Source organism: Franzmannia pantelleriensis (assembly GCF_900102875.1).
Taxonomy (GTDB): Bacteria; Pseudomonadota; Gammaproteobacteria; order Pseudomonadales; family Halomonadaceae; genus Franzmannia; species Franzmannia pantelleriensis.
In genome coordinates this window covers 33,427-56,698 of the sequence record NZ_FNGH01000010.1, presented here as the reverse complement: position 1 = coordinate 56,698, position 23,272 = coordinate 33,427, and the positions used below count along the sequence as shown (strand labels likewise).

Below are 23,272 nucleotides of genomic sequence, written 5' to 3'. Positions count from 1 at the left end.
GGCGGTCATTATAGATTTTTTAAGGCTTTTCAGTCTTCTGGGGTCGTCGCGCAGAGGAGATGCTGGCCCCCCGGCGGGGCCAGTTGCACGTCAGTGGTGCAGGGCGCGATCGAAATGCACGGCGCTGTAACACGCGCCGAGGGTGGAGAGGTCGAGCTGCTGCCCCTGGTCGCGCAGTTGCTGGTCGATCTGTTCGGCGAGCAGCTCGGCGAAGGCGGGGTCGGGACGCAGCACGTCCCGGCCGCACAGGCGCTGGTGCAGCGGCGGGGCGTCGATGGGCAGGGTCTCGAGATGGCCCACCGAGCGGTCGAGGTAGGGTGGCAGGGCCAGCCAGTCACGCGCCTGCAGGCGGTTGGCCGGCGACTCGGCTAGCCAGTCGCTGGCGGCGATCAGTGCCTGAACCAGCCGAGCCAGGGTCGCTGGGTAGCGATTCGCCCAAGAGTGGGTCACGCCGAGCACCTTCTCGGGCTGTTCCGGCCACAGCTGGGCGCCGCTGGCGACGATGCGGCCGGCCTGTCGAGATTCGGCAAGACTGCCCCAGGGTTCGCCAACGCAGAAGCCGTCGATCTTGCCCTGTTGCATGGCGTCGACCATGCGCGGTGGCGGCAGGGCCACCAGTTCCACGGCCTGGTCGGCGTCGATGCCGCCGAGGCCCAGCCAGTGGCGCAGCTGATAGTGCTGGCAGGAGTGGGGGTAGACCATTCCGAGGCGTGTTTGCCGGCTGGCGCTGGGTAGGTAGCCTGCCAGCCCCTTGGCACTGTCGGCCGGGTCATCGCCGAGGCGTGCCCCGCAGGCATCGGCCAGTTCCCGCGACAGCACGATGGAATTGCCGTTACGGCTTAGGGTGATCGGTGCCAGGGTGTCGCAGGGCGCCCTGCCCAACCCGAGGCTCATGGCCAGCGGCATGGGCGCCAGCATATGGGCGCCGTCGAGCAGCCCGGCGGCGACCTTGTCGCGCAGGGTCGACCAGGCGTTCTGTCGTGACAGCGTCACGTCCAGGCCCTGGTCGGCGAACAGGCCGCGCTCGCGGGCGACCACCAGCAGGACGCAGTCGAGCAACGGGATGAAACCTAGCTGCAGGCGTGTCAGCTCGGCCTTGGGCAGCGTGTTCATAGGCCCTTCTCCAGACGTTCGAGGATGTCGATGACGCTCGTGGCGACCTCGGCGATGCGCTGGCCGCGGTCCATGGCCAGCTTGCGCAGCATTTGGTAGGCCTGCTCTTCATCACAGCTCTGGTGACGCATGAGCAGGCCCTTGGCGCGCTCGATGCGCTTGCGCTCGGTGAGTTGGGTGCGAGTGCGGTCGAGCTCCTGGCGCATCGACTGGAAGGCCTCGAAACGGGCGATGGCCACCTCGATGATCGGCTTGACCCGCCCCTGTACCAGACCGTCCACCACATAGGCGCTGACCCCGGCTTTGAGCGCCGACTGCATGGTGTCGGGGTCGTGCTGGTCGGCGAAGAACACCACCGGCCGTGGGTTCTCGCGATTGAGCTGGGTCATGCTGTCGAGCGTATCGCGGTCCGGCGATTCCATGTCGATGATCACCACGTCGGGCTGATGCCGCGCCACCATGTCATTGAGGCTGGCGGGGCTCTTGAGGTGGCAGATCACGCGATGGCCTTCGTGTGTGAGCGCCTCCTCGACCATGGCGGCGCGCACCTCTTCATCGTCGACCAGTAGAACATCAAGCGCTGGGGGCATGGTGTGGGCTCGTATGGCAGTGGTTGATGCGCATGTACCTTGGCTGTGCAATTTGTGTTCCACGGTGGCGCATGCCGGTGGCCAATGCACTGTCGTTGGGCGCATAACGCCGTAGCGGCGTTGGGCTCAGTTACCCGCCAAGGGCACGCTGCACTGCATTATGCTGGTGCAAATCCGTGGTCGAGCGCAATGCCGTGGTGCGAGATACCCCGCCGGCTGGACGCGACTCACACCGTCGGCAGCATGCCGCCAGGCCCCTCCCGTCAGGCCGTGGCGGCGAGGCCGGGCCGGGCTGGCACGACGCTTGCTTAACTACAGCATAGACAATTGCCGAGGGCCAACGCCGGCCCTCATCCGACGACGACGTCCACTGCTGGCATCCCGAGATGCCGGTAGTGGACGTTTTTGCGTTGTAGCCCACTCGCACTGGGCGGCGGTAAACGAGGAGTTACCATGTACCAGGCCGATGAGTCAGCGTCGACGACCTGTCAGGCGCAAACCACCTGCCCCTACTGCGGGGTAGGGTGCGGCGTGACCGCGACGCTCGAAAACGGCGCCCTGACGGCGGTGGAGGGCGATCGCCAGCATCCCGCCAACTATGGCCGCCTGTGCGTCAAGGGCTCGGCGCTGCACGAGACCCTGGGGCAGCAGGGCCGCCTGATGCGCCCGCGGGTCGATGGCACCGAGGTCGACTGGGACACGGCACTCGAGGCGGTGGCCAGCCGCTTGACGTCGATCCGCCAGGCACAGGGTAACGAAGCGGTGGCGGCCTACCTCTCCGGCCAACTGCTGACCGAGGACTACTATGTCGCCAACAAACTGTTCAAGGGATTTCTCGGCACGCCGCATCTGGATACCAACTCACGGCTGTGCATGGCCTCGGCGGTGGTCGGCTACAAGCGCGCCTTTGGCGCCGATGCGGTGCCGTGCAGCTACGAGGACCTCGAGGAGGCCGAACTGGTGGTGCTGGTCGGCTCCAACCTGGCCTGGAACCATCCGGTGCTCTATCAGCGCCTCAAGGTGGCCAAGACCCGCAACCCGCTGATGCGGGTGGTGGTGATCGACCCGCGGGTCACCGACAGCTGCGAGATCGCCGATCTCTATCTGGGCCTCAAGCCCGGCAGCGACGCGCGTCTGTTCAATGGCCTGCTGAGCTGGATGGCGGCCAAGGGCAAGCTGGATCGCGTCTACCTGGAGCGCCACACTCAGGGTTTCGACGAAGCCCTGGCCGCGGCTCGAGAGGATGCTTTCGACCTCGAGTCCGTGGCCGCCGACTGCGACCTCGACGCCGAGGCGCTGGAGACCTTCTACTACTGGTTCGCCAGCCAGCTGCACGTGGTCACCCTCTACTCCCAGGGCGTCAACCAGTCCTCTAGCGGCACCGACAAGTGCAACGCCATCATCAACTGCCATCTGGCCGGCGGTAAGCTGGGCCTGCCCGGGGCGGGGCCGTTCTCGATCACCGGCCAGCCCAATGCCATGGGCGGGCGCGAGGTGGGCGGCTTGGCCAACCAGCTGGCCGCCCACATGGATTACCATACGCCCGGTGCCATCGACCTCGTGACCCGCTTCTGGACCACCGACAGGCTGGTGCCGACCCTGCCCGATGCCCCCGGCCACAAGGCGGTGGAGCTGTTCGAGGCCATCGAGCGCGGCGAGGTCCAGGCCCTGTGGGTGATGGCCACCAACCCGGCGGTGAGCCTGCCGGATGCCGCGCGGGTGCGTGCGGCGCTGGCCAAGTGCCCGCTGGTGATCGTCTCCGAGTGCGTCACCGACACCGACCTGCTGGCCTACGCCGACATCGTGCTGCCGGCCTCGAGTTGGTCGGAGAAGGACGGCACCGTGACCAACTCCGAGCGCCGCATCTCGCGACAGCGCGGCCTGCTGCCGCCCCCCGGGGAGGCCCGCCACGACTGGTGGATCATGTGCGAAGTCGCCAAGCGACTGGGCTATGGCGAGGCCTTCGCCTATACCCACCCCAGCGAGATCTTCGACGAACACGCCCGGCTCTCCGGGTTCGAGAACGTCGCGGATACCGGCCGGCGGCTGTTCGATATCTCCGGCCTCGCGGGCCTCGACCGCGCTGCCTACGATGCCTTGGCGCCGATCCAGTGGCCGGTCACCGCGCAGGCGCCCCATGGCACCGCGCGGCTGTTCGAGGATGGCCAGTTCGCCACCGATAACGGCCTGGCCCGGCTGGTACCGATCACGCCGCGGGGCCCCGAGCAGCGCTTGAGTGCGGCGCGTCCGCTGCGTCTCAATACCGGGCGGATTCGCGACCAGTGGCATACCATGACCCGCACCGCGCGCGCCCCGCGCCTGATGAATCATCGCGCCGAGCCGTTTATCGAAGTACACCCCGACGATGCGCTGGCCTACGGCGTCGCCGACCAGCGCCTGGCGGTACTGACCAGCGAGGCCGGCGAATATCGCGCCCGGGTGCGGGTCGCCAATGCCCAGCGACGCGGCGAGGTGTTCGTGCCGATGCACTGGACCGACCGCTTCACCAAGCAGGCGCGCAGCGGCGCCTTGATCAGCGGTTACACCGACCCGCTCTCCGGGCAACCCGAGTCCAAGCACGGCGCCGTGGCCCTGGCGCCGCTGAGCACTGCCTGGGAGGCCACGCTATTGGTCAGCGAAGCGCTCAGCGACGCCGCCCCCTGGTGCGAGAGCGACTACTGGGCACGCATTCCCATGCGCGGCTGCCAGCGCTGGCAGCTGGCCAGCGGGCAGGTTGAGCACGACTGGCTGGAGCGCTTGGCGGCCTGGCTGCCGGAGGCGGCGACGCTGTGGTGCGAGGATGCCGGCGACGGCCGGTTGCGCGCCGCGGCGGTGAAGGATGGCCGGCTGTGCTGGTGGGCGATGATCGGCCCGCCCGCCGAGCTGCCCGGGCTGGCCTGGCTGGAGCAGCGCTTCAACGATAGCGAGCTGAGCGACACCCATCGCCGCCGGCTGCTGGCCGGGTGCGACGATGGCGCTGCCGATAGCGGCGCCACCATCTGCAGCTGCCACCAGGTCGGCCAGAAGGCCATCGTTTCTGCCATTCGCGACGGCGACACCAGCGTCGAGGCGCTGGGCGCCCGGCTCGCCTGCGGGACCCAGTGCGGCAGCTGTATTCCAGAACTCAAATCCCTGATTGAAGAGGAGCGGGCGCATGCCAAGCCGACCCCTGATACCCAAGTGGCCTGAGGCCTTGGCCCGTCTCAGCCAGAGCATCACCCGCCACCTCTCCTTGAGCGGTGATGCAGCGCCTGGCGCTACCGCTCCGGGCATGCCACTGCGCGGCGAGTGTCGCGCGGGCAAGGTCTATCTGGTCGGCGCCGGCAGCGGCGACGTCGAGCTGCTGACGCTGAAGGCCGCGCGGCTGCTGCAGCAGGCCGATGCGGTGGTCTACGACCGCCTGGTCGGCGATGACGTGCTGGCGCTGATCGGCGCTGCCAGCGAGCGCTACTACGTGGGCAAGGCGCGCGGCCACCACAGCGTGCCCCAGGCCGAGATAGGCGCCTTGATGGTGCGCCTGGTCGCCGAGGGCAAGTCGGTGGTGCGCCTCAAGGGTGGCGACCCCGGCGTGTTCGGGCGTATGGGCGAGGAGCTTGCCGCCCTGGCCGAGGCCGATGTGCCCGCCGAGATCGTCCCCGGCATTACCGCCGCCTCGGCGGCCGCGGCGAGCATGGGCATTCCGCTCACCGACCGCGGCCACGCCCAGCAGCTGCGTTTCGTCACCGCTCAGCTATGCCGCGAGGACGGTACCCCGGACTGGCAGTCGCTGGCGCGCCGCGACGAGACCCTGGTGTTCTATATGGGGCTCTCCAAGGTGGCGGCCATCTGTGTCGGGCTGCGCGACGCCGGCCTGCCCGGCGAGTGGCCGATCATGCTGGTGGCCAACGCCAGCAAGCCCGAGCAGCAGGCGCTAACGGGTACCCTGGCGGATATGCCGGCACAGCTGGCAGAAAAGCCGCTGCCCTCGCCGTGCCTGATCGTGGTCGGCAGCGTGGTGCGCATGGTCGAGACCAGCCCCGCCGTGCAGCAACACGCGTCAAACTTAACCATTTAATCCAAAGCATGCTCTACGTCTGAAAAGTCGGCGAGCGAAGGTCAGGCCTTGGTCAGGCGCTTATACATGATGCGGGTATCCACCAGCCCCAGCTCGCGGTGGCGGTAGCCGCCGGGCACGGTGCCGATGATCTCGAAGCCCAGCGTCTGCCATAGGCGGATCGCCACCTCGTTGGTGGCCACCACGGCATTGAACTGCATGCCCAGGTAGCCGGCCTTGATGGCAACCCGCTGGGAGTGCTCGCACATGGCGCGGGCCACGCCCTTGCCGCGGGCTTGGGGGGTGACCATATAGCCGCAGTTGCAGATATGGTCACCGGGCCCGGCCGCATTGGGCTTGAGGTAGTAGGACCCCAGCAGCTCGCCGTCCTGCTTGGCGACAAAGGTGAACTGCGGAAGCTCGCACCACAGTCGCCAGGCAGTATCGAAATCCATGTCCGGGTCGAAGGCGTAGGTCTCCTGCGCCTTGACGATGGCCTGGAAGGCTGGCCAGAAGGCCCGGAAGTCATCACGGGTAATCGGGGTAATGTCCATATGGTCTCTCGATGGTGGCAGCCAACCATTTTGACCAGTCACCCGCTAGAGGCACAAGGGCCGGCCAACGCCCTTCACCCCCACCCCTCGACGACGTGTTCGATGATCAGGGACTTTAGCGCCGCGGCAGCCGCCGATGGCGCGTGGCGACGTCGCATGACGATACCCAGTGGCCGCTTGACGTCGGGCGCTAGCAGCGGCCGGTAGGCGATGCCCCCAGTGGCGATCTGCCGAAAGCTCAGCTGCGGCAGTACGCTGATGCCCAGCCCGGCGGCCACCATGCGGCCTACCGTGGCGATCTGACTGGCATCGCAGAGAATATCCAGTGGGGCACCGACGTCAGCCATGATGCGGTCGATGTCCTGGCGCGAGCTGGATAGTCGGTTGATGCCGATGAACGGGTAGCCGGCCAGTTGCTTCCACTCGACACTTTGCTGCTCCAGGAGGGGATGTCCGTTTGGGCAGACAGCGACATAGCGATCTTCCAATACCGGCGTGAAAGTCAGCTCCTCGGCGTCGTGTGGAACAACTGATAGGCCTAGGTCAGCCCGGCCCTCACGCACCATCTGACTGACCTGTTCGGCCAGCACGTCGTGCAGGCTCAGGTTGATACGCGGGTATCGGGTGTGAAAGGTCGCGATAATGGCAGGAAGGAGGCCTGCGGCCAGGGTGGGGAGGGCGGCGACCGTCACCTTGCCGCGCTGCTTGGAAAAGCGCTCCTCCAGGTCCTCGAAGGCTTCCGACCAGTCATGCAGCAGCCGTATCGCCACTGGCAGAAAGGCCGCACCTTCAGGCGTCAGGCTGAGCTGGCGCGTGGCTCGCGAGAACAGGGCACCGCCTACCGTCTCCTCCAGCTTGCGCAGGGCGATGGAGATCGCCGGCTGGGAGAGGTGAATGCGCTCGCTGGCTTCGGCCAGGCTGGAAGACTGCGCCGCGGCAACGAAGGCGCGCAGCTGCTTGATGCTCGGATTCATTTAGAAAGTAAAACACAAGTTAAAAACTATTCAATATACAAAAATAACGTCTCGACCCATTCTGCTAAGTGGGATTACCCCGAATGCAACACGACAACAACAAGCCCGCCAAGGAGCTACCATGCAAACGCCAATCAAGACCATGCTCACCGCCATGGCCGCCAGCGTCGGCGTGCTCGCCGCCGCCTCTTCCGTACAGGCCGATGAACGCCTGCTGATCGGCTCGACCTCGAGTTCCTCCAGCCATTACGGCTACTTCGTTGCCGTCAATCAGATCATCAATAGCCACGTCGAGGGCGTCAGTGCCTCGGTGGCCGAGACCGGTGCCACCGTGGATAACCTGCGCCGCCTCGGTCGCAACCAGATCGACATGGGGCTGGTGACCACCAACACCGGCTATCACGCCTACGCGGGCCTCGATGACTTCGACGGTCGCCCCGTGGATAGTCGTCTGCTGTGGGTCTATACCGTGGCGCCACAGAACGTGGTGATGCGCCAGGATGCTGAGGTTGCCACCCTCGAGGAGTTGGAAGGCGTGCGCTTCAACCCGGGGATTACCGGCTCGGCCACCGAGAAGACCACCGAGGCCGTCATGCGCACGCTGGGTGTCTCGCCGGACTATGTGCGTGGTTCCACGACCGATATCGTCGATGCCATGAAGGATGGCCGTGTGATGGGATCGGCCAAGTCCGGGGTCGGCAATCGCCTCGACGGCTCGAGCATGGATATCGCCACCTTTACACCGATCAGCGTGCTATCGCTCTCCGACGAGCAGGCCGACACGCTGCGCGCCGAGATGCCGGACGTGGCCATCGTCGACGTGCCGGAAGGCGCAGGTGAGGGCATTCCAGCCTACACCACCTGGGCCTTTGGCGTGGCCGTGCATGCCCACCCTGACCTCGACGAGGAGACCGCCTATCAGATCGTCAAGGCGGTGATGGAAAATCCCGAGCCGCAGGCCAATGCGTTCTCTGCCGTTCGTGACGCCGACCTGGCTGGTATGACGCTCGAGGTGGGCACCGTGCCGTTGCATGCCGGTGCCGCGCGCTACTTCGAAGAGCAAGGCCTTGAGATTCCCGAGGCGCTGAAACCAGCCCAGTAACGGCGATCGATAGGTGTCAGCCATGCGCGCGAACCTGACCAAAGTGCTGGCCCTGATGCTGGGCGGGCTCATTCTCTACACGTCGGCCACCGGCCCCTTCGAGAGCCTGGTCCAGCGCAGCGTCTTTCTCGCGCTGGTGATCTTGCTGGGGCTGGTCGTCTACCCGCTGGGGGCCGGCAAGCGCTGGCGCCCGATCGGATTGGGCATCGACCTGGCCCTGGCGCTGGGCGTGATGCTGGCTTGCGGCTACGTGGCCATGAATCACGACCATATTCTGGTCGAGCTGCCCTGGGCATCGACCCGCGACATGCTGTTCACCGGCGTGTTGCTGGTGGCGATTCTCGAGCTGTCGCGGCGTGCCATCGGGGTGATCTTCCCGCTGCTGGTGATGGCGGGGCTGGCCTATGCCTGGCTGGGGGCCGCCATCCCTGGCCCGCTAGGGCATCGTGGCTTCGATGTCTACTACATCACCGAGACCCTCTACCTGGGGGACCTGGGCGTATGGGGCATGCTGGTGGGGGTGGCGGCCACGACCATTGCCGCCTTCGTGCTGTTCGGCTGCCTGCTGCTGCACACCGGCGGAGGCCAGACCTTCATGGACATGGCACTGCGCATCAGCGGCCGCTCGCCGGGTGGCGCGGCCAAGGTGGCGACCGTAGCCTCGGGGCTATTCGGCATGGTCAGCGGCAGTGCGGTGGCCAACGTGGCCACCACCGGCAACTTCACCATTCCGATGATGAAGCGGCTCAACTACCCGCGACCCTTCGCCTCCGGCGTCGAGGCGGTGGCCTCCACCGGGGGGCAGATCGCCCCGCCGATCCTGGGGGCGGCGGCCTTCATCATGGCCGAGATTCTCGGCGAGAGTTACCTGCGCATCGCGTTAGCTGCACTGTTGCCGGCGATCCTCTTCTACCTGGGCGTATTCCTGACCATCCATCTGGTGGCGAAGCGCCGCAGCTTACAGGTGGTGCCCGACGATGAGCTGCCTACCTGGCCCGAGGTGCTGCGCCCGGAGCGCATCATTCCGATCCTGGCGGCACTGGGCGGGCTCTTCTACGGGGTGTTGTCGGGTCGCTCGATCCAGCTGTCGGCCTTCTACGGCATCCTGATGACGCTGCTGACCTTCGTGCCCTTTGCCCTGCTGGCGAAGAGGCCATTGCGCGAGATTGTCGGCAAACTGCTTTCGGGGCTGATGGACGCTGGCAAAGGCATGGTGATCATCGGCGTACTGCTGGCTGGTGCCCAGATCCTGGTGGCAATGATCGGCATGACCGGGATCGGTGTGACGCTGGCCAGCCTGATCGTCAACGTGGGGGGCGAGTCGCTGTTCCTGGTCGCCTTCATCGTCGGCGGCGTGTGCCTGATTCTAGGCATGGGCATTCCCACCACCGCCGCCTATGTACTGGTGGCGTCGGTATTGGCGCCGGCGCTGACCACCATTGGCGTCGAGCCGCTGATTGCCCACCTGTTCGTGTTCTACTTCGCCACCTTGTCGGTGATCACGCCGCCGGTGTGCGTGGCGGTGTTCGTCGCAGCAGGCATCGCCGGGACTAACTGGCTACCGGCGGCGGGAGAGGCCGTGCGGTTGGCGGCGGCGATCTATGTGATTCCCTTCCTGCTGCTGATCTACCCGGCGCTGGCCGGTTTCGGTGGTGCGGTCGATATCCTGTTGGCCAGCCCCCAGGGGGTGGTGTTCGTGCTCGCCTTCGCCTCGCTGATGTCGCGGGTGGCGATTACCGGTAGCCGTGTCCTGGACGTAGTGGGGCTGCTGTTGGTGGTCGGCTTGGCACTGACCCCCGGCTGGTTAACCACGATAGGGGCGCTGCTGGTGCTGGCGGGGCTCTATGCTCGTCACCGGAAACTGGCGTCATTGATCCCCCGCACATCGTCGTCAGGTGCTGCCGGGCCTCGGAGCGTGCATACCAAGGAGACCCACCCATGACCTTCCTGCTGGGCAGCGGGGCCGGCTTCTCCGGTGACCGTACCGATGCGGCGATTCCCGTGGTGGCAGAATTGATTCGCCGCGGCCAGCCCTCGGCCTTGGTCTTCGAGACCCTGGGAGAACGCACCCTGGCCGCCGCGCACCGGGCCATGCGCGAGGCTCCTGACGCGGGATACGAGCCGCTGCTGTCCGAGCTGCTCGCGCCGGTACTGGGGGATTGCCTGAGCCACGGCATCTGCGTTCTCGGTAACTTTGGTGCCGCCAATCCAGACGGTGCTTGCCAGGTGGTCGCCGAGCTGGCCGGGCGCGCGGGCTTTCCCCAGGTGCGCATCGGACGCGTCCACGGTGACGATATTCGGGCACACTTGGGTAGCCTCGACCTGCAGCGCTGGGAGGCGGAAAACCGCGAGCTGCCCGATGAGGCCTCGCTGATTTCGGCCAACGTCTACCTGGGGGCGGTGCCGCTGACCGAGGCGCTAGCGCTGGGGGCCGAGGTGGTGGTGACTGGGCGAGTGGCCGACCCGGCGCTGTTTCTGGCTCCCTTGGTGCACCATTTCGGCTGGGCTTGGGACGACTGGGACCTGCTGGCCGCCGGCATGATGGCCGGCCACCTCGCCGAGTGCGGCGCCCAGGTAACGGGCGGCTACTTCGCCGATCCGGGATACAAGGAGGTGCCGGACCTGGCCCGGGTCGGCTATCCGATCATCGAAGTAGAAGAGGACGGCAGCCTGGTGGTGACCAAGCCGCCGGGTACCGGCGGCTGCGTGACCGAGCGCACCGTCAAGGAGCAGCTGCTCTATGAAGTCCACGATCCGGCCAACTACCTGACCCCCGACGTGGTAGTGGATCTTACCTCCGTCGCGGTCAGCCAGGTCGGCCCCGACAGGGTGGCGGTGCGTGGCATTCGCGGCAAGCCGTCGCCGCAACGACTCAAGACCACCGTCTGCTACGAGGGCGGCTGGCAGGGTGAGGCAGAAATCTCCTACGCCGGTCCCAACGCCCTGGCCAGGGCGCAGCTGGCCGCTGATGTGCTGCGCGAGAGGCTGGCGTTTCGTGCGCCAACGGAGCTGCGTTCACGACTGGATATCATCGGCCACGCCAGCGTCTTCGACAGCGACGCCGGCGACCTGCAGCGGACTGCCATGGGCACAGGCAACGGCGACTACCGCCTGCGGTTGGCGGCAGAGCACGCCGAGCGACGCTGGGTGGAGCGCGCCACCCAGGAGCTGTTGGCACTCTACTGCGCCGGTCCGGCGGGAGGCGGCGGCGTGCGCCGGCATTATCAGCGTCGGGTGTGCACCGCCTCCTACCTGGTCAAGCGCAGCGATGTGGAAGCGTTTGCCACGCTGTTTAACCCTCGGAGTGACTATCATGTCGCCAGTTGAACCGACCCTGGTAACTTCATCCGAACGAGTGCAAGACGGCGTCGACGGCCTCACGGTTCCGCTCCATCGGCTGGCTCACGCCCGCGCCGGTGATAAAGGCGACCGCCTCAATCTGGCGCTGTTCGCCTATGATCCGAATCACTACGCCCTGCTGATGGATCAGGTCACCGAGACGCGGGTGCTGGCACTGTTTGCCCACCGCGGTGCCAGCCGGGTGCGGCGTTACCCGATGCCGGGCCTGGCCGGGATGAACCTGGTGATAGACGATGTTTTGCAGGGCGGGGTCAACGGGGCGCTCAACCTGGATGGCCACGGCAAGACACTCTCGTTTCTGCTGTTGGGCATGACCGTCGAGGTACAGAAGGTGTGAGGAACGTGAGGCGCCACCCATCCAGAGTGGCGCCTTGTCTATCGATTGCTTGTCTGCGGAATTGCTGGTTGGCGCTACAGCTGAGCCAGCACCGTCTCGGCACTGCTCTTCTCAACGCCCTTGGCGTCGATGCCGATGTACTCGACCACGCCGTCATTGGCGATCAGCGCAAAGCGCTTGCTGCGCGTGCCCATGCCGCCAGCGCTAGCATCCATGTCGGTGCCGATGGCCTTGGCGAAGTCGGCATTGCCGTCGGCGAGCATGGTGAAGGCCTCGGCATTCTGGTGCTTCTGCCAGGCGTCCATCACGAAGGCGTCGTTGACCGCCATGCAGGCGATGGTATCGACCCCCCTGGCCAGAATCTCGTCGGCCTTTATCACGAACCCCGGCATATGGGTGTTGGAACAGCCGGGGGTGAACGCGCCGGGAACGGCGAACAGCACCACCCGCTTGCCGGCAAACAGCTCCGCGGTGGAGATATCCTGGGGGCCGTCGGGGCCATTGGTCTTGATCGTGACGTCGGGAATCTTGTCGCCTACTGCCAGTGTCATACCAGATCCTTCCATGTGGTGTGAGTGATATACCCAGGCTACGCCAATGTGCTGCCTTGTCCAGCCGCATGAGGTGAGTCATGTCACCACGGCATCGGCAGGTTGATCCAACTCCCCACGGGTGGGGTGAGCCGCATCAGGGCGAACATCCCTTGGGCCGTGGCATATACGATGGCGCCATAGAGTGCTGCACTGATCAGCCGCATTCCCGCGCACTTCAGCAGCAGCCAGGCCAGCAGCAGCGGGGTGGCCAGATTGAAGCCGACCAGCCACATCGCCAGGCCATAGCCGAGAATGCCCGCCAAGACTGGCAGTTCCTGACGCGAGCCGAGATGGATGATGCGCCCTTGCTGGCGCATCCGGTAGAGCTGGCGACCGAGGATATACAGGCTCAGCAGCAGCCCCGGCACGATGCCCAGCGCCGGCATTAGCCTGGCATTACTGCGAAAGCCCAGCATCTCGTAGAAGGCATAGGCGAAGGTGACCAGCAGCAGCGACGAGGCGAGCAGCAGAACGGCGGTGTCGCGAGGGGCTTCATCGTCGCGTGCGGTATGGCTCTCCTGTTCGGTCGAGTCGGATGACGTTGATGAACGTTTGGCACGCCATTTGCGTACGAGGGCGAGCAGCATGGGGACGACGATCAGCGAGGCGATGATCAGTACGCCCGGCCGGGTCAGCCAGGTGAAGCCGTGGATCTGCGTGGTCAGCCAGAAGTACTGCTCCATGGGCGTGGCCAGCACGAAGCCGACCAATACGGGGGCCCGTGGCCAGCCGGCGTTTTTCATCAACCAGCCGATCACCCCCAGTACCAGCAGGGCCAGAATGTCGCCGAAGGTCTGGGTGCCCTGATAGGCCCCGGCGACCATGATCAACAGCAGCGGGGCGGCGATCAGCGCAAAGTTGATGCGCGTCAAACGCGCCAGATAGGGCGTCACTGCGAAGCACAGTACGGCGCCCATCACCGAGGCGAGTGCCACGCTCCACACGATCATGTACATCAGGTCCGGTGTCTCGCTGACCATCCGCGGACCGGGGTAGAAGCCGAACGAGAACAGCGCGCCGAGGAAGATGGCCGCCGCAGGCCCGCCGGGCACGCTGAACAGCATGGTCGGCACCAGATCGGATATCACGGTGGCATTGTTAGCGCCCTCGGCACCGGCCACCCCACGGATCTCGCCCTTGCCGAAGCGACGCTTGTCCTTGGTCGAGCTCATGGCGTGGCCGTAGGCGATCCAGGTAGAGGCGCTGGCACCCACCGCCGGTACGAAACCACCGAAGATACCGATGATCGACGAGCGCACGATCAGCCAGCGGCTGATCCAGAACTCCCTGAAGCTCTCGCCCCACTTGCCCATGGTCATCGGCTTGCCGGCGATACCGCCGCCGGCGGCGACCATGCCGATCAGCTCGGCTACGGCAAACAGCCCGAGGGCGACGATCGGCAGCGACAGGCCGTCCATCAGATAGGACTGGCCAAAGATGAAGCGGTAGTTGGCGGCGGCCGGGGCGGCACCCACCACGCCCAGCAGGATGCCGAAGCAAGCTGCGGCCAGGCCCACGACGATATCCTTGCCGACCATGCTGGCGGCAAAACATAGCCCCACCAGGGCGAACATGAATAGCTCGGGAGTGCCCAGCGCTAATACCAGCGGTCCCGCAATCGGGATCGCTACTGACAGGATCATGGCGCCGAACAAACCGCCGACCATCGACGCCAGGAAGCCCACGCCCAGCGCCAGCGAAGCCTTGCCCTGTTTGGCCAGCGCATGCCCCTCGATGGCGGTGGGTGCCGAGGCCGGAGAACCCGGTGCGCCCAGTAGCACCGAGGTGATGGTGTCGGCAGTGTAGATGACCGAAATAGCGCCCAGCAGCATGGCCAGCCCGGAGTAGCTGTCCATCAGGTAGATGAAGGGTAGCAGGATCGACACGGCGGCGACGCCGCCTAGCCCCGGCAGCATGCCGAAGACCATACCGGCCAGCATGCCGGCAAACAGCGCCAAAAGCCGCATGGGCTCGAACAGGATCGCCAAGGCCGATGAAATGTTCTCTAGCACAAGACATGTCCTATGCAGGGGTCAAAAAAACGCGGCCAGGGCCACTCGCGGAGCGGGTGGTTGGCCGCGACACGAGGCGCGAGGTCAGAGCTCGACGTCGTACTCTTCCGAGAGAAGCGTGCGCAGATGCTCGCGTACCTCATCGGATGGCTGCAGCGCTTCGCTGAGCGACTCGCTGACCTCGGAGGCGGGCAGTAGCGAGTAGCCGCCCACGGCGTCCTGACTCTGCTCCTGATACTCCGGGTCCTCGTTGATGGCGGTAATGGTCTGTTCGAAGATATCGAGGATCTCGTCAGGCGTGCCTTCGGGCAGGTAGGCGGTGAGGCCGAAGTTGAAGGTCACGGCGCCGATCGATTGGAAAGCGTCCCACTCCACGCCGGAGGGGGCGTCGCCGTAAAGTTCCTCATAGACTTCGTAGACCGAGGGGTAATCCGGGAAGGCGGTGTCGCGTGCACTGAGCACGCCATCTTCGCCGACCGAGCCACCGGTCATGAGGGGGACCGCAGTGCCGGCCTCGACCATGTCGACGACCTGTGACATGTAGGCCGGTGTGAACTGGAAGTCGATATTGGTTTCGCCACGCTCGAAGGCCAGGCGCGCTGGGCCGCGGCCGTCGAAGCCGAGTACCGTCTGGATATCGAGATCCAGCAGCTCGAAGGCCAGCAGCGTCGGGAGATCGCTGGCCGCTGCGGCGATACCGCCGTAGATCAGCGGCATGTCGGGGGCCTGAAGGCCGGCGGGTGAGTCGATCCCGGTGCTCGGTGAGACATAGATCACCGCACCAAAGGGCAGACTATAGGCCGGACGCATGGCAGCGAGATCGTATTCCACGGCGTCCATGCCCAACACATAGGGGTTGGACGTCGACGATGTGGTGAACAGGATCGTTTCGCCGTCCGGCTCGGCATTCTGCTCGAACCAGTTGGCGCCGAGGATCGAGCCGCCGCCGGGGCGCGTCTGGACATCCACGCGCGGGTTGCCGGGCAGGTGCTTCTCGAGGAACGGCTCGAGGAACTTGGCGGCCACATAGGTGGCGCCGCCCTCGCCGAAGGGCACGACCATTTCGATGGTCTTGTCGGCGTAGAAGTCGTCGGCCGTGGCAGTCGTGGCGGCAATGCTGCCGGAAGCGACCAGCACGGCGGCTGACAGCGTCTTGAGTACGGGAGTGTTAGTGAACATGGCGTGCTCCTGGTGTTGTTGTGGAATATTGTTGACCCGGTGCGTCTACCTGATGGGCGGCTACTGACCGACCCGGTTCTCGAGTGCCCCCATGCCCTCGACCTCGACGCGTACCACGTCGCCGGTCTGCAGGAACTTGGGGGGATCGAAGCCGATGCCGACCCCGACCGGGGTGCCGGTGATAATCACGTCCCCCGGTTTGAGCTCGATACCGGCCGAAATGGTTTCGATCAAGGTAGGAATGTCGAAGATCAGTTGACCAATATTGGAGTCCTGGCGCAGCTCACCGTTGACCCAGCACTTGATGCTGGCATCGGTGGGGTCGATCTCGTCGGCGGTGGTGATCCACGGCCCCATGGGGCAGAGTCCGTCCAGGGATTTTGCCAGGTGCCACTGCTTGTGATTCTTCTGCAGGTCACGAGCGGTGACGTCGTTGGCCACGGTATATCCCCAGACGTGATCGAAGGCCTGGTCCTTGGAGATGCCGCGCCCACCCTTGCCGATGATGATGGCGAACTCGGCCTCGTAGTCGAGTTGCTCGGTGACCGCGGCGTGACGCAGGATCTCGTCGCCGTTTGCGATCAGCGTGCTATAGGCCTTGGTGAAAATGATGGGGAACTTTGGTACTACATCGTCGGCATTGGTGCTGCTGTCGAAGCCCGAGTTGCTGAATTCGGCTGCGTGCTCGAAGTAGTTCTTGCCGACGCAGAACATGTTGCGGTGCGGGTGTATGGGGGCTTCGACACGAACAGTGTCGAGCGGCTGGCCGTCGCCTTTGGGCACGACCTGATGCTTGAGGCTGCCCCATACCTGTACTAGCTGAGTCATATCCCCCGAGAAATCAGGTATCAGATCGGACAGCGGCCAGTAGCGCTGGGTATGCTCATCGACCAGGGCGACGAAGGTCGGCAGGTCGGGGCTTGAGCGGAGCGTGGCGAATTTCATCTGGCTTGGTTCTCCATAGGTTTGATTTGGTCTCGTATTCATCGAGACTAGAACTTATCATGTACCAATTCAAGGGTGTTTTTTGAATAGTGGGACCAAATGGTATACTTTTGCTGAATTGGTGACGGATCGGCACGAGGATGAAGGACAGCCTGTGAGTGAAAAGACCCTGGGTAAGGCAGTGCGTGCCGATGGTGCGCGCTCCCTGGCTCGCTATCTTCAGCAGCAAATCGAAAGCGGCAACTTCCCTGCGGGCCACCGCTTGCCCACAGAGCGTGAACTCAGTGAGCGGTTTGCCGCCTCGCGTGGAGCAGTGCGGCGCGTGCTTGGCAACTTCAAGCAGCAGGGCCTGATCACTCAGGTGGTAGGGAGTGGGACCTTCGTCTCGGAGCAAGTCAGTGAACTGGTACCCCAGCGCGAGGAGCCCGTCGTGGGGGCACGGGGGGTGGCGGTCCAGACCAGTCCGGCCCAGCTGATGGAAGCACGGTTGCTGATTGAACCGCAGATGGTGGCGCTGATCGTGCGCTACGCCACCGCGTCTGACTTCGAACGCATGGATGAATGCATCGTCCGCTCGGAAGCCGCAACGGCCATCGAAGCGTTCGAGCACTGGGATGGTGCTCTCCACCAGGCGTTTGCCGAGGCCACCCACAACAGCTTCTTTCTGCGCATCCTGGAATTAACCAATGTGGTGCGTGAGGAGGGGGAATGGGGGCGTCTAAAGCGTGTCTCGCTGACTCCCGAGCGTCGCAAGCGCTACGAGATGCAGCATCGCGCCATCGTCGCCGCACTACGCGATCGCGACGAGGACACGGCCAGGGCGCTGCTGGAAGAGCACCTCAGGGAAGTGCAGAAGAATCTATTCGGTAGGAACTGAACGGGGCCTCAGAAACACTCGCATTCCCCTCGGGCGGCTGCAATCATGGGGCGATCACATGAGGCAGGGAGCCATTCGTGAAACGTCGTACTCGACTCATTGCCTACACGGCCGCAGTGGTCGCCGTTGTGTTCACCGTGGGCAGCGTGCTGCTCTACAACGCGACGCCCAAGCCGAAGCGGCTGCTCGAGCCGGTGGCGGTGGATTTCGATACCAGCGACGCGGATTTTCGCCGCAGCATGGGGCTGATCCTCGAGCAGTCGATCGTGGCCGGCAACCGTATTGCCATGCTCGAGGACGGCGAGGCGATCTACGCCGATATGCTCGATGCCATTGACGCTGCCGAAGCCTCCATCACCTTCGAGACCTTCGAGTTCTGGGGCGAGGCGGCCACCGAGCCATTCGTCGAGGCGCTGTCGGCGGCGGCCGAGCGCGGTGTGGCGGTGCATGCGCTGATCGACTATGTCGGTTCGGTGCCTGCGGCGGCCGACAAGTTTTCACGCATGCAGGACGCAGGCGTCGAGGTGATCCGCTGGCGCAAACCGTCATGGTACGAGCTGGCGCGATTCAATCATCGTACCCACCGCAAGCTGCTGATGGTCGATGGTCGCAGCGGTTTTATCGGTGGCGCCAATATCACCGACAGCTGGCTCCCCGGTGACGATGGCCAGGCCTATCGCGATCATCACTTCCGCGTCGAGGGGCCGGTGGTGGGTAATATGCAGGCCGCCTTCGTCGACACCTGGCTGGACGCCAGTGGCCGTCTGCTATTGGGCGAGGCGTACTTTCCCGAGTTGGAAGCGCAGGGCGAGCTCGAGGCGCAGATGGTGACCAGCACGCCTCGCGAAGGCCGTCATCGCATGCGCAAGATGCTGATGGTGGCCATCGCAACGGCCGAAGAGCGTATCACCTTCGGCTCGGCCTACTTCTACCCCGATGCCGAGTTTCTCGAGGCGCTGGTCGATGCCCGCGAGCGTGGCGTCGATATCAATATCCTGGTGCCCGGCGACAGCATCGACATGGGTTTCATGCGTCACGCCTCGGTCAACCGCTGGCGGCCGATGCTCGAGGCCGGGGTGGCGATCCACGAGTACCAGCCGTCGATGTATCACGCCAAGCTGATCAGCATCGACGACCGTTGGGCGAGCATCGGTTCCACCAACCTCGACAACCGCTCCTTTCGCATCAATAAGGAGGGCAATCTCAACGTCTACGATGAGGACTTTGCCCAGCGAATCCGCGAGCTGATCGAGGACGATATTCGCCACGCCGAACGCTACGACCTCGAACGCTGGGAGAGCCGCCCCTGGCACAAGCGTCTGGCCGGTTGGGTCAGCATGCTGGCTGGCGCCCACTTCTGACTCTCAGCTTCCGTCGCCAGCGTTAAACGCCGCGAACACCTGATCGCCGGTCATGTCGTGGGTCTCGTTGGCAAAGGCGTAGTAGCCGGGCTTTTCGTCGATGAAGATCTGGGTGGCGAAGTGCCAGCCGTGGCCCTGGTCGACCAGTCCCACCGGTACCGCATGGTGCTCGCCGCTCTTGAGGCGGTAGAACAGGTGGGTGCCGCAGTGCCGGCAGAAGCCGCGCTCGGCCCACTCGGAGGAGGCATACACGCTGACATTCTCCTCGCCTTGCAGCTCCAGGTGGCCGGCTCCCTCGATGGCCAGCAGTGGACCGCCGCCCCAGCGGCGGCACAGGCTGCAGTGACAGGCGTCGACCTCATCGGATTTGACCTCGACGGTAAGGGTGACGGCGCCGCATAGGCAGCTGCCGCTATGTTGGGTCGTGGCAGACATGATGCTCCCTCGCAATGACGGCTTCCCAGCCAGTCTAGTCGCAAATTGCGCTGTTGCGGTCTGCATGCCTCGTCAGTGCGAGGCGTCATCGAAGCGGTCGACGCGGCGCAGGGTGGGGAACAGCCGCATCCAGGCGCCGACCACCGCCAGGGTGCCTAGGCCACCGATAACCGCTGCCGGCACGGCGCCCAGCCAGGCCGCCATGCTGCCGGCGCGGAACTCGCCGAGCTCGTTGGAGGAGCCGATGAACAGCATGTTGACGGCATTGACCCGGCCGCGCATCTCGTCCGGGGTGGCCAGCTGGATCACCGTCATGCGCACATAGACGCTGATCATATCGGCGGCGCCGGCCACCAGCATGGCCAGCAGCGACAGCCAGAACAGCGTCGAGAAGGCGAACACCAGGTTGGCAACGCCGAATATCGCCACGGCGACGAACATCACCATGCCGGCGTGGCGCTTGATGCCGCGCACCCCGAGATAGATCCCCATCAGCAGGGCGCCGACGGCGATGGCACTGCGCAGCGCACCCAGCCCCTCGGGACCGACATGCAGCACCTCCTGGGCGTAGATCGGCAGCAGCGCGACCACCCCGCCGAGCAGTACCGCGAACAGGTCCAGCGAGATGGCGCCGAGGATGATCGGCTGGCGGCGGATATAGCCAATGCCGGCGGTAAAGCGGCGCCAGGCGGTGGCCTCTAGAGAGGTGGCGGCCTCGCTGAAGCGGATCGGCACCGGCAGCAGCGCGGCCAGGGCAATGGCGAAGCAGCCCAGGCAGGTGGCGTAGGCGAGGCTGCCGCCGCCCAGCGCATAGAGTATCCCGCCGAGCATTGGGCCGCCGATCACCGCGATCTTCATGATGGCGCTGTTCAGGGCGATGGCCTGGGCAAGCTGGGCGCGCGGTACGATATTGGGCAGCAGGCTCTGAAGCGCCGGACCGGTGAAGGCGCGGGCGCAGCCGAACAGCGCGAGCACCGCATAGAAGGCCCCGACCCGCTCGCTGGCGGCCAGCGAAAGCGCTAACAGCATGGCGCTACACAGCGCCTGCACCCCCCAGCTCAGCTGCAGGATGCGCTTACGCGGAAAGCGATCGACCAGGTCGCCGGCAGGCAGCAACAGCACCACCATGGGCAGAAACTGCGCCAGGCCCACATAGGCCAGCGACATCGGATCACGGGTAATGGCATATACCTGCCAGGCCACCACCACCGCCTGAATCTGCATGGCGAACACCGCCGCCAGGCGCGACACCAGGAAACTCACAAAGCCGGGTTGGCGATGCAGGGCGATCTGCTCTGCGGCGGGGGGATCAGCGGCGTGGGCAGAACTCATGGCGTGTCCGGCAGCGAAGCGAAACGTCGATTCTAGTGATTCTTAGGGTGATATTCACTGGCTAATGAGTAAGGGGCTAATGATAGCGGCATCAGCGCCAGTCGGCGGCGTTGCGCCGCAGGATCTCACAGAATCCGGTCACCGGCTCGCCGTAGAGGGTGTCCTTTCGCGTCAGCAGGCCGAACGGTGACAGCGTGCGCCCGAGCAGTAGCGGTAGCCTTTCGATCAGGCCGGTTTGCAGATGGTCGCGCAGTACCGTCTCGGCCATCACCAGCAGGGCATCACTCTGCTGCACCAGCTGCAGTGCGGCGAAGATCGAGCCACACTCGATGATATCCCGGGGCGAGACCAGCCCCTCCATCTCGAATTCCTTCTCCAGCGCCTGGCGGGCCGGCGTTGCCATGGGCTGAAGGATCCACGGCCAGGTCTCCAGCAGCTGCTCCAGCGGCGGCAGCTCGCTGCTGCAGAGTGGGTGGCCGCGGCGCACCACGGTGATCATGGTCTCGTTGCCCAGCGGCTCGAAATCGAACTGGTTGTGCTGCACCGAGGTGGCGTAGCGAGCGATGGCGATATCCACCCTATCCTGCTCGAGCAATTCCACCAGCTGATCGCTGGTCTCGCCCATCAGCCGGATCTGCAGCAGCGGGCGCTGGCGTTTCAGCTCGATGATCGACTGGGCGACCAAGTCCGGCGCCGCGCCCATGATGGCACCGACGGTCAGTTGGCCGCGACCGCCGAGCTGGTAGCGACGTACCTCCTCGGCGCAGCGATCGAGGCGGGTCAAGGCGTTGTCGGCGAAGTCGATCAGCATCTCGCCGAGCGAGGTGGGGTGCATGCCGCGGGCGGTGCGCTCGAACAGCTGGCAGCCGAATACCTTTTCGATCTCGCTGAGCATGCGTGTCGCCGCCGGCTGCGACATATGCATGGCTGCAGCGGTTTGGTGCAGATTGCGGCGCGAGCCTAGCGTCGAAATCATCAGCAGATGCTTATAGCGCAGCCGGCCGATCAGTGCCTGATAGCCATCCATCCAAGAACTCCGTCTATTTCGATACCTTGCCATTATGGAGATGACCAGGCGTCAAAGCGTGAGACATTAGTCTAATCCCGCATATTGGAAGGGACGCTGGCGCTCAGCGCTATGCCAGGCATCAAGCGGGATTCGTTTTTTTGATACCTTAAGGGTATCGGGAGCGGCGTGATTCTCATTGGTCGCTTTCGCCGCCCTTGCGTAGAACTTCCTCATCAACGTCGTATTTCATCCGACATGAGGGAGCCCATGAGCGAAGTGACCATCAACCAGGTTCGTGCCTATACCGTCCGCGGCGGCGGCGCCGACTACCACGATCAAGCCGAGGGGCACTGGATCGATGCGCAGATCGCCACGCCGATGAGCAAGTACCCTGAGTACCGTATGACCCGGCGCAGCTTCGGGCTCAATGTGCTCGGCACCCTGGTGGTAGAAGTCGAGGCCAGCGACGGCACTGTCGGTTTCGCAGTTACCACCGGTGGCGAGATCGGGGCCTGGATCGTCGAGAAGCATCTGGCGCGTTTCATCGAGGGCAAGCGTGTCACCGAGATCGAGAAGATCTGGGACCAGATGTTCAATGCCACCCTGTATTACGGGCGTAAGGGGGTGGTGATCAACACCATCTCCTGCGTCGATCTGGCGCTGTGGGACCTGCTGGGCAAGGTGCGCGAAGAGCCGGTTCACCAGCTCCTCGGTGGCCCGGTACGTGACGAACTGACCTTCTACGCTACCGGCGCACGTCCCGATCTAGCCAAGCAGATGGGCTTTATTGGCGGCAAGATGCCGCTGGCTCATGGCCCGGCCGAGGGCGAGGAGGGGCTCAAGCGTAACCTGGCGCACCTGGCCGAGATGCGCAGCGCCGTGGGCGATGACTTCTGGCTGATGTACGACTGCTGGATGAGCCTCGACCTCAATTACGCCACCCGGCTGGCCCACGGCGCCCAGGAGTTCGGCCTCAAGTGGATCGAAGAGGCGCTACCGCCGGATGACTACTGGGGCTATGCCCAGCTCAAACGCGATGTGCCCAAGGGCATGCTGGTCAACACCGGCGAGCACGAAGCCACCCGCTGGGGCTTCCGGCTGCTGATGGAGATGGAGTGCTGCGACATCATTCAGCCCGACGTGGGCTGGTGCGGTGGTCTTACCGAGCTGATCAAGATCTCGGCCCTGGCCGACGCCCACAACAAGCTGGTGGTGCCCCACGGCTCTTCAGTCTACAGCTACCACTTCGTGATCACCCGCCATAACAGCCCCTTCGCCGAGTTCCTGATGATGGCACCCAAGGCGGATGAGGTGGTGCCGATGTTCAACCCGCTGCTGCTCGACGAGCCGGTGCCGAAGAACGGGCGCATGTCAGCCTCCGCGCTCGACAAGCCCGGCTTCGGGGTACGGTTGAATCCCGAGTGCGAGCTGGCGCGCCCCTACACCCACTGACGTGAGCGTCGCGA

At 64.9% G+C, this 23,272-nt stretch carries 20 protein-coding genes; 9 read left to right on the top strand and 11 right to left on the bottom strand.

What is annotated here, in order from left to right; translation table 11 throughout:
* Window positions 1–90 precede the first annotated feature (90 nt).
* Together BLT16_RS13525 and BLT16_RS13520 are read right to left on the bottom strand one after the other, a co-directional pair.
* Window positions 91–1,113: a CmpA/NrtA family ABC transporter substrate-binding protein gene (locus tag BLT16_RS13525; protein WP_089659042.1), complete on the bottom strand. Its 1,023-nt coding sequence runs from the start codon at window positions 1,111–1,113 to the stop codon at window positions 91–93.
* Complete coding sequence (locus BLT16_RS13520; protein ID WP_089659041.1) at window positions 1,110–1,703, bottom strand: ANTAR domain-containing response regulator; 594 nt, start codon at window positions 1,701–1,703, stop codon at window positions 1,110–1,112. The genes BLT16_RS13525 and BLT16_RS13520 overlap by 4 nt, the downstream gene beginning before the upstream one ends.
* Window positions 1,704–2,156: 453 nt before the next feature.
* Here BLT16_RS13520 and BLT16_RS13515 point away from each other — a divergent pair, with 453 nt between their 5' ends.
* Both BLT16_RS13515 and cobA read left to right on the top strand, forming a co-directional pair.
* Window positions 2,157–4,892 (top strand): nitrate reductase, encoded by a 2,736-nt coding sequence (locus BLT16_RS13515; RefSeq protein WP_089659040.1) that lies wholly within the window; start codon window positions 2,157–2,159, stop codon window positions 4,890–4,892.
* Window positions 4,858–5,757 carry a uroporphyrinogen-III C-methyltransferase gene (gene cobA / locus BLT16_RS13510; RefSeq protein ID WP_089659039.1) on the top strand — a complete coding sequence of 300 codons (900 nt, stop codon included), beginning with the start codon at window positions 4,858–4,860 and terminating at the stop codon, window positions 5,755–5,757. Before BLT16_RS13515 ends, cobA begins: the two co-directional genes overlap by 35 nt.
* Window positions 5,758–5,798: 41 nt before the next feature.
* Here cobA and BLT16_RS13505 read toward each other — a convergent pair whose 3' ends face one another.
* Together BLT16_RS13505 and BLT16_RS13500 are read right to left on the bottom strand one after the other, a co-directional pair.
* The gene (locus tag BLT16_RS13505) at window positions 5,799–6,290 is read right to left on the bottom strand and encodes a GNAT family N-acetyltransferase (RefSeq protein ID WP_089659038.1); all 492 of its coding nucleotides are present in this window, start codon (window positions 6,288–6,290) and stop codon (window positions 5,799–5,801) included.
* A gap of 74 nt (window positions 6,291–6,364) precedes the next feature.
* On the bottom strand, window positions 6,365–7,264 hold the full coding sequence (locus BLT16_RS13500; RefSeq protein WP_089659037.1) for a LysR family transcriptional regulator: 900 nt from the start codon (window positions 7,262–7,264) through the stop codon (window positions 6,365–6,367).
* 121 nt (window positions 7,265–7,385) lie between these two features.
* On the opposite strand from BLT16_RS13500, the gene BLT16_RS13495 reads away from it, so the two are divergent.
* The 4 genes from BLT16_RS13495 to BLT16_RS13480 are packed head-to-tail and all read left to right on the top strand — an operon-like array spanning window position 7,386 to window position 12,063.
* The gene (locus BLT16_RS13495) at window positions 7,386–8,366 is read left to right on the top strand and encodes a TAXI family TRAP transporter solute-binding subunit (protein WP_245701661.1); all 981 of its coding nucleotides are present in this window, start codon (window positions 7,386–7,388) and stop codon (window positions 8,364–8,366) included.
* 22 nt (window positions 8,367–8,388) lie between these two features.
* On the top strand, window positions 8,389–10,308 hold the full coding sequence (locus BLT16_RS13490) for a TRAP transporter permease (RefSeq protein WP_245701660.1): 1,920 nt from the start codon (window positions 8,389–8,391) through the stop codon (window positions 10,306–10,308).
* Complete coding sequence (locus BLT16_RS13485; RefSeq protein WP_089659036.1) at window positions 10,305–11,693, top strand: acyclic terpene utilization AtuA family protein; 1,389 nt, start codon at window positions 10,305–10,307, stop codon at window positions 11,691–11,693. Before BLT16_RS13490 ends, BLT16_RS13485 begins: the two co-directional genes overlap by 4 nt.
* Window positions 11,680–12,063 (top strand): AtuA-related protein, encoded by a 384-nt coding sequence (locus BLT16_RS13480; RefSeq protein ID WP_245701659.1) that lies wholly within the window; start codon window positions 11,680–11,682, stop codon window positions 12,061–12,063. The genes BLT16_RS13485 and BLT16_RS13480 overlap by 14 nt, the downstream gene beginning before the upstream one ends.
* Before the next feature lie 74 nt (window positions 12,064–12,137).
* Here the strand turns inward: BLT16_RS13480 and BLT16_RS13475 are convergent, their stop codons facing one another.
* The 4 genes from BLT16_RS13475 to BLT16_RS13460 form a co-directional block, all read right to left on the bottom strand.
* Window positions 12,138–12,614: a peroxiredoxin gene (locus BLT16_RS13475; RefSeq protein WP_089659035.1), complete on the bottom strand. Its 477-nt coding sequence runs from the start codon at window positions 12,612–12,614 to the stop codon at window positions 12,138–12,140.
* 83 nt (window positions 12,615–12,697) lie between these two features.
* Entirely contained in the window at window positions 12,698–14,668 is a 1,971-nt protein-coding gene (locus BLT16_RS13470) for a tripartite tricarboxylate transporter permease (protein ID WP_089659034.1), read from the bottom strand.
* Between the two features lie 84 nt (window positions 14,669–14,752).
* Window positions 14,753–15,847, bottom strand: coding sequence for a Bug family tripartite tricarboxylate transporter substrate binding protein (locus BLT16_RS13465; RefSeq protein ID WP_089659033.1), 1,095 nt, complete (start codon window positions 15,845–15,847; stop codon window positions 14,753–14,755).
* A gap of 60 nt (window positions 15,848–15,907) precedes the next feature.
* Entirely contained in the window at window positions 15,908–16,792 is an 885-nt protein-coding gene (locus BLT16_RS13460) for a fumarylacetoacetate hydrolase family protein (RefSeq protein WP_089659032.1), read from the bottom strand.
* A 154-nt stretch (window positions 16,793–16,946) separates the two neighbouring features.
* Here BLT16_RS13460 and BLT16_RS13455 point away from each other — a divergent pair, with 154 nt between their 5' ends.
* On the top strand, window positions 16,947–17,669 hold the full coding sequence (locus BLT16_RS13455; protein WP_218124451.1) for a FadR/GntR family transcriptional regulator: 723 nt from the start codon (window positions 16,947–16,949) through the stop codon (window positions 17,667–17,669).
* 77 nt (window positions 17,670–17,746) lie between these two features.
* Window positions 17,747–19,030 (top strand): phospholipase D-like domain-containing protein, encoded by a 1,284-nt coding sequence (locus BLT16_RS13450; RefSeq protein WP_089659031.1) that lies wholly within the window; start codon window positions 17,747–17,749, stop codon window positions 19,028–19,030.
* Window positions 19,031–19,033: 3 nt separating this feature from the next.
* Here BLT16_RS13450 and BLT16_RS13445 read toward each other — a convergent pair whose 3' ends face one another.
* The 3 genes from BLT16_RS13445 to BLT16_RS13435 form a co-directional block, all read right to left on the bottom strand.
* Window positions 19,034–19,465, bottom strand: a complete 432-nt coding sequence (locus tag BLT16_RS13445) for a GFA family protein (protein ID WP_089659030.1) — start codon at window positions 19,463–19,465, stop codon at window positions 19,034–19,036.
* Window positions 19,466–19,537: 72 nt separating this feature from the next.
* A complete protein-coding gene (locus tag BLT16_RS13440; RefSeq protein WP_089659029.1) occupies window positions 19,538–20,797 on the bottom strand; it encodes an MFS transporter in 1,260 nt (419 codons plus the stop codon).
* 91 nt (window positions 20,798–20,888) lie between these two features.
* Complete coding sequence (locus BLT16_RS13435; protein WP_089659028.1) at window positions 20,889–21,824, bottom strand: LysR family transcriptional regulator; 936 nt, start codon at window positions 21,822–21,824, stop codon at window positions 20,889–20,891.
* A gap of 249 nt (window positions 21,825–22,073) precedes the next feature.
* Here BLT16_RS13435 and rhmD point away from each other — a divergent pair, with 249 nt between their 5' ends.
* Entirely contained in the window at window positions 22,074–23,258 is a 1,185-nt protein-coding gene (gene rhmD, locus BLT16_RS13430; RefSeq protein WP_089659027.1) for an L-rhamnonate dehydratase, read from the top strand.
* Window positions 23,259–23,272: the final 14 nt, after the last annotated feature.

What these genes read in the sequence shown, in the direction of transcription:
- BLT16_RS13525 (WP_089659042.1), bottom strand. Translation starts at nt 1,113, where the DNA reads ATGAACACGCTGCCCAAGGCCGAGCTGACACGCCTGCAGCTAGGTTTC.
- BLT16_RS13520 (WP_089659041.1), bottom strand. Translation starts at nt 1,703, where the DNA reads ATGCCCCCAGCGCTTGATGTTCTACTGGTCGACGATGAAGAGGTGCGC.
- BLT16_RS13515 (WP_089659040.1), top strand. Translation starts at nt 2,157, where the DNA reads ATGTACCAGGCCGATGAGTCAGCGTCGACGACCTGTCAGGCGCAAACC.
- cobA (WP_089659039.1), top strand. Translation starts at nt 4,858, where the DNA reads ATGCCAAGCCGACCCCTGATACCCAAGTGGCCTGAGGCCTTGGCCCGT.
- BLT16_RS13505 (WP_089659038.1), bottom strand. Translation starts at nt 6,290, where the DNA reads ATGGACATTACCCCGATTACCCGTGATGACTTCCGGGCCTTCTGGCCA.
- BLT16_RS13500 (WP_089659037.1), bottom strand. Translation starts at nt 7,264, where the DNA reads ATGAATCCGAGCATCAAGCAGCTGCGCGCCTTCGTTGCCGCGGCGCAG.
- BLT16_RS13495 (WP_245701661.1), top strand. Translation starts at nt 7,386, where the DNA reads ATGCAAACGCCAATCAAGACCATGCTCACCGCCATGGCCGCCAGCGTC.
- BLT16_RS13490 (WP_245701660.1), top strand. Translation starts at nt 8,389, where the DNA reads ATGCGCGCGAACCTGACCAAAGTGCTGGCCCTGATGCTGGGCGGGCTC.
- BLT16_RS13485 (WP_089659036.1), top strand. Translation starts at nt 10,305, where the DNA reads ATGACCTTCCTGCTGGGCAGCGGGGCCGGCTTCTCCGGTGACCGTACC.
- BLT16_RS13480 (WP_245701659.1), top strand. Translation starts at nt 11,680, where the DNA reads ATGTCGCCAGTTGAACCGACCCTGGTAACTTCATCCGAACGAGTGCAA.
- BLT16_RS13475 (WP_089659035.1), bottom strand. Translation starts at nt 12,614, where the DNA reads ATGACACTGGCAGTAGGCGACAAGATTCCCGACGTCACGATCAAGACC.
- BLT16_RS13465 (WP_089659033.1), bottom strand. Translation starts at nt 15,847, where the DNA reads ATGTTCACTAACACTCCCGTACTCAAGACGCTGTCAGCCGCCGTGCTG.
- BLT16_RS13460 (WP_089659032.1), bottom strand. Translation starts at nt 16,792, where the DNA reads ATGAAATTCGCCACGCTCCGCTCAAGCCCCGACCTGCCGACCTTCGTC.
- BLT16_RS13445 (WP_089659030.1), bottom strand. Translation starts at nt 19,465, where the DNA reads ATGTCTGCCACGACCCAACATAGCGGCAGCTGCCTATGCGGCGCCGTC.
- BLT16_RS13440 (WP_089659029.1), bottom strand. Translation starts at nt 20,797, where the DNA reads ATGAGTTCTGCCCACGCCGCTGATCCCCCCGCCGCAGAGCAGATCGCC.
- BLT16_RS13435 (WP_089659028.1), bottom strand. Translation starts at nt 21,824, where the DNA reads ATGGATGGCTATCAGGCACTGATCGGCCGGCTGCGCTATAAGCATCTG.
- rhmD (WP_089659027.1), top strand. Translation starts at nt 22,074, where the DNA reads ATGAGCGAAGTGACCATCAACCAGGTTCGTGCCTATACCGTCCGCGGC.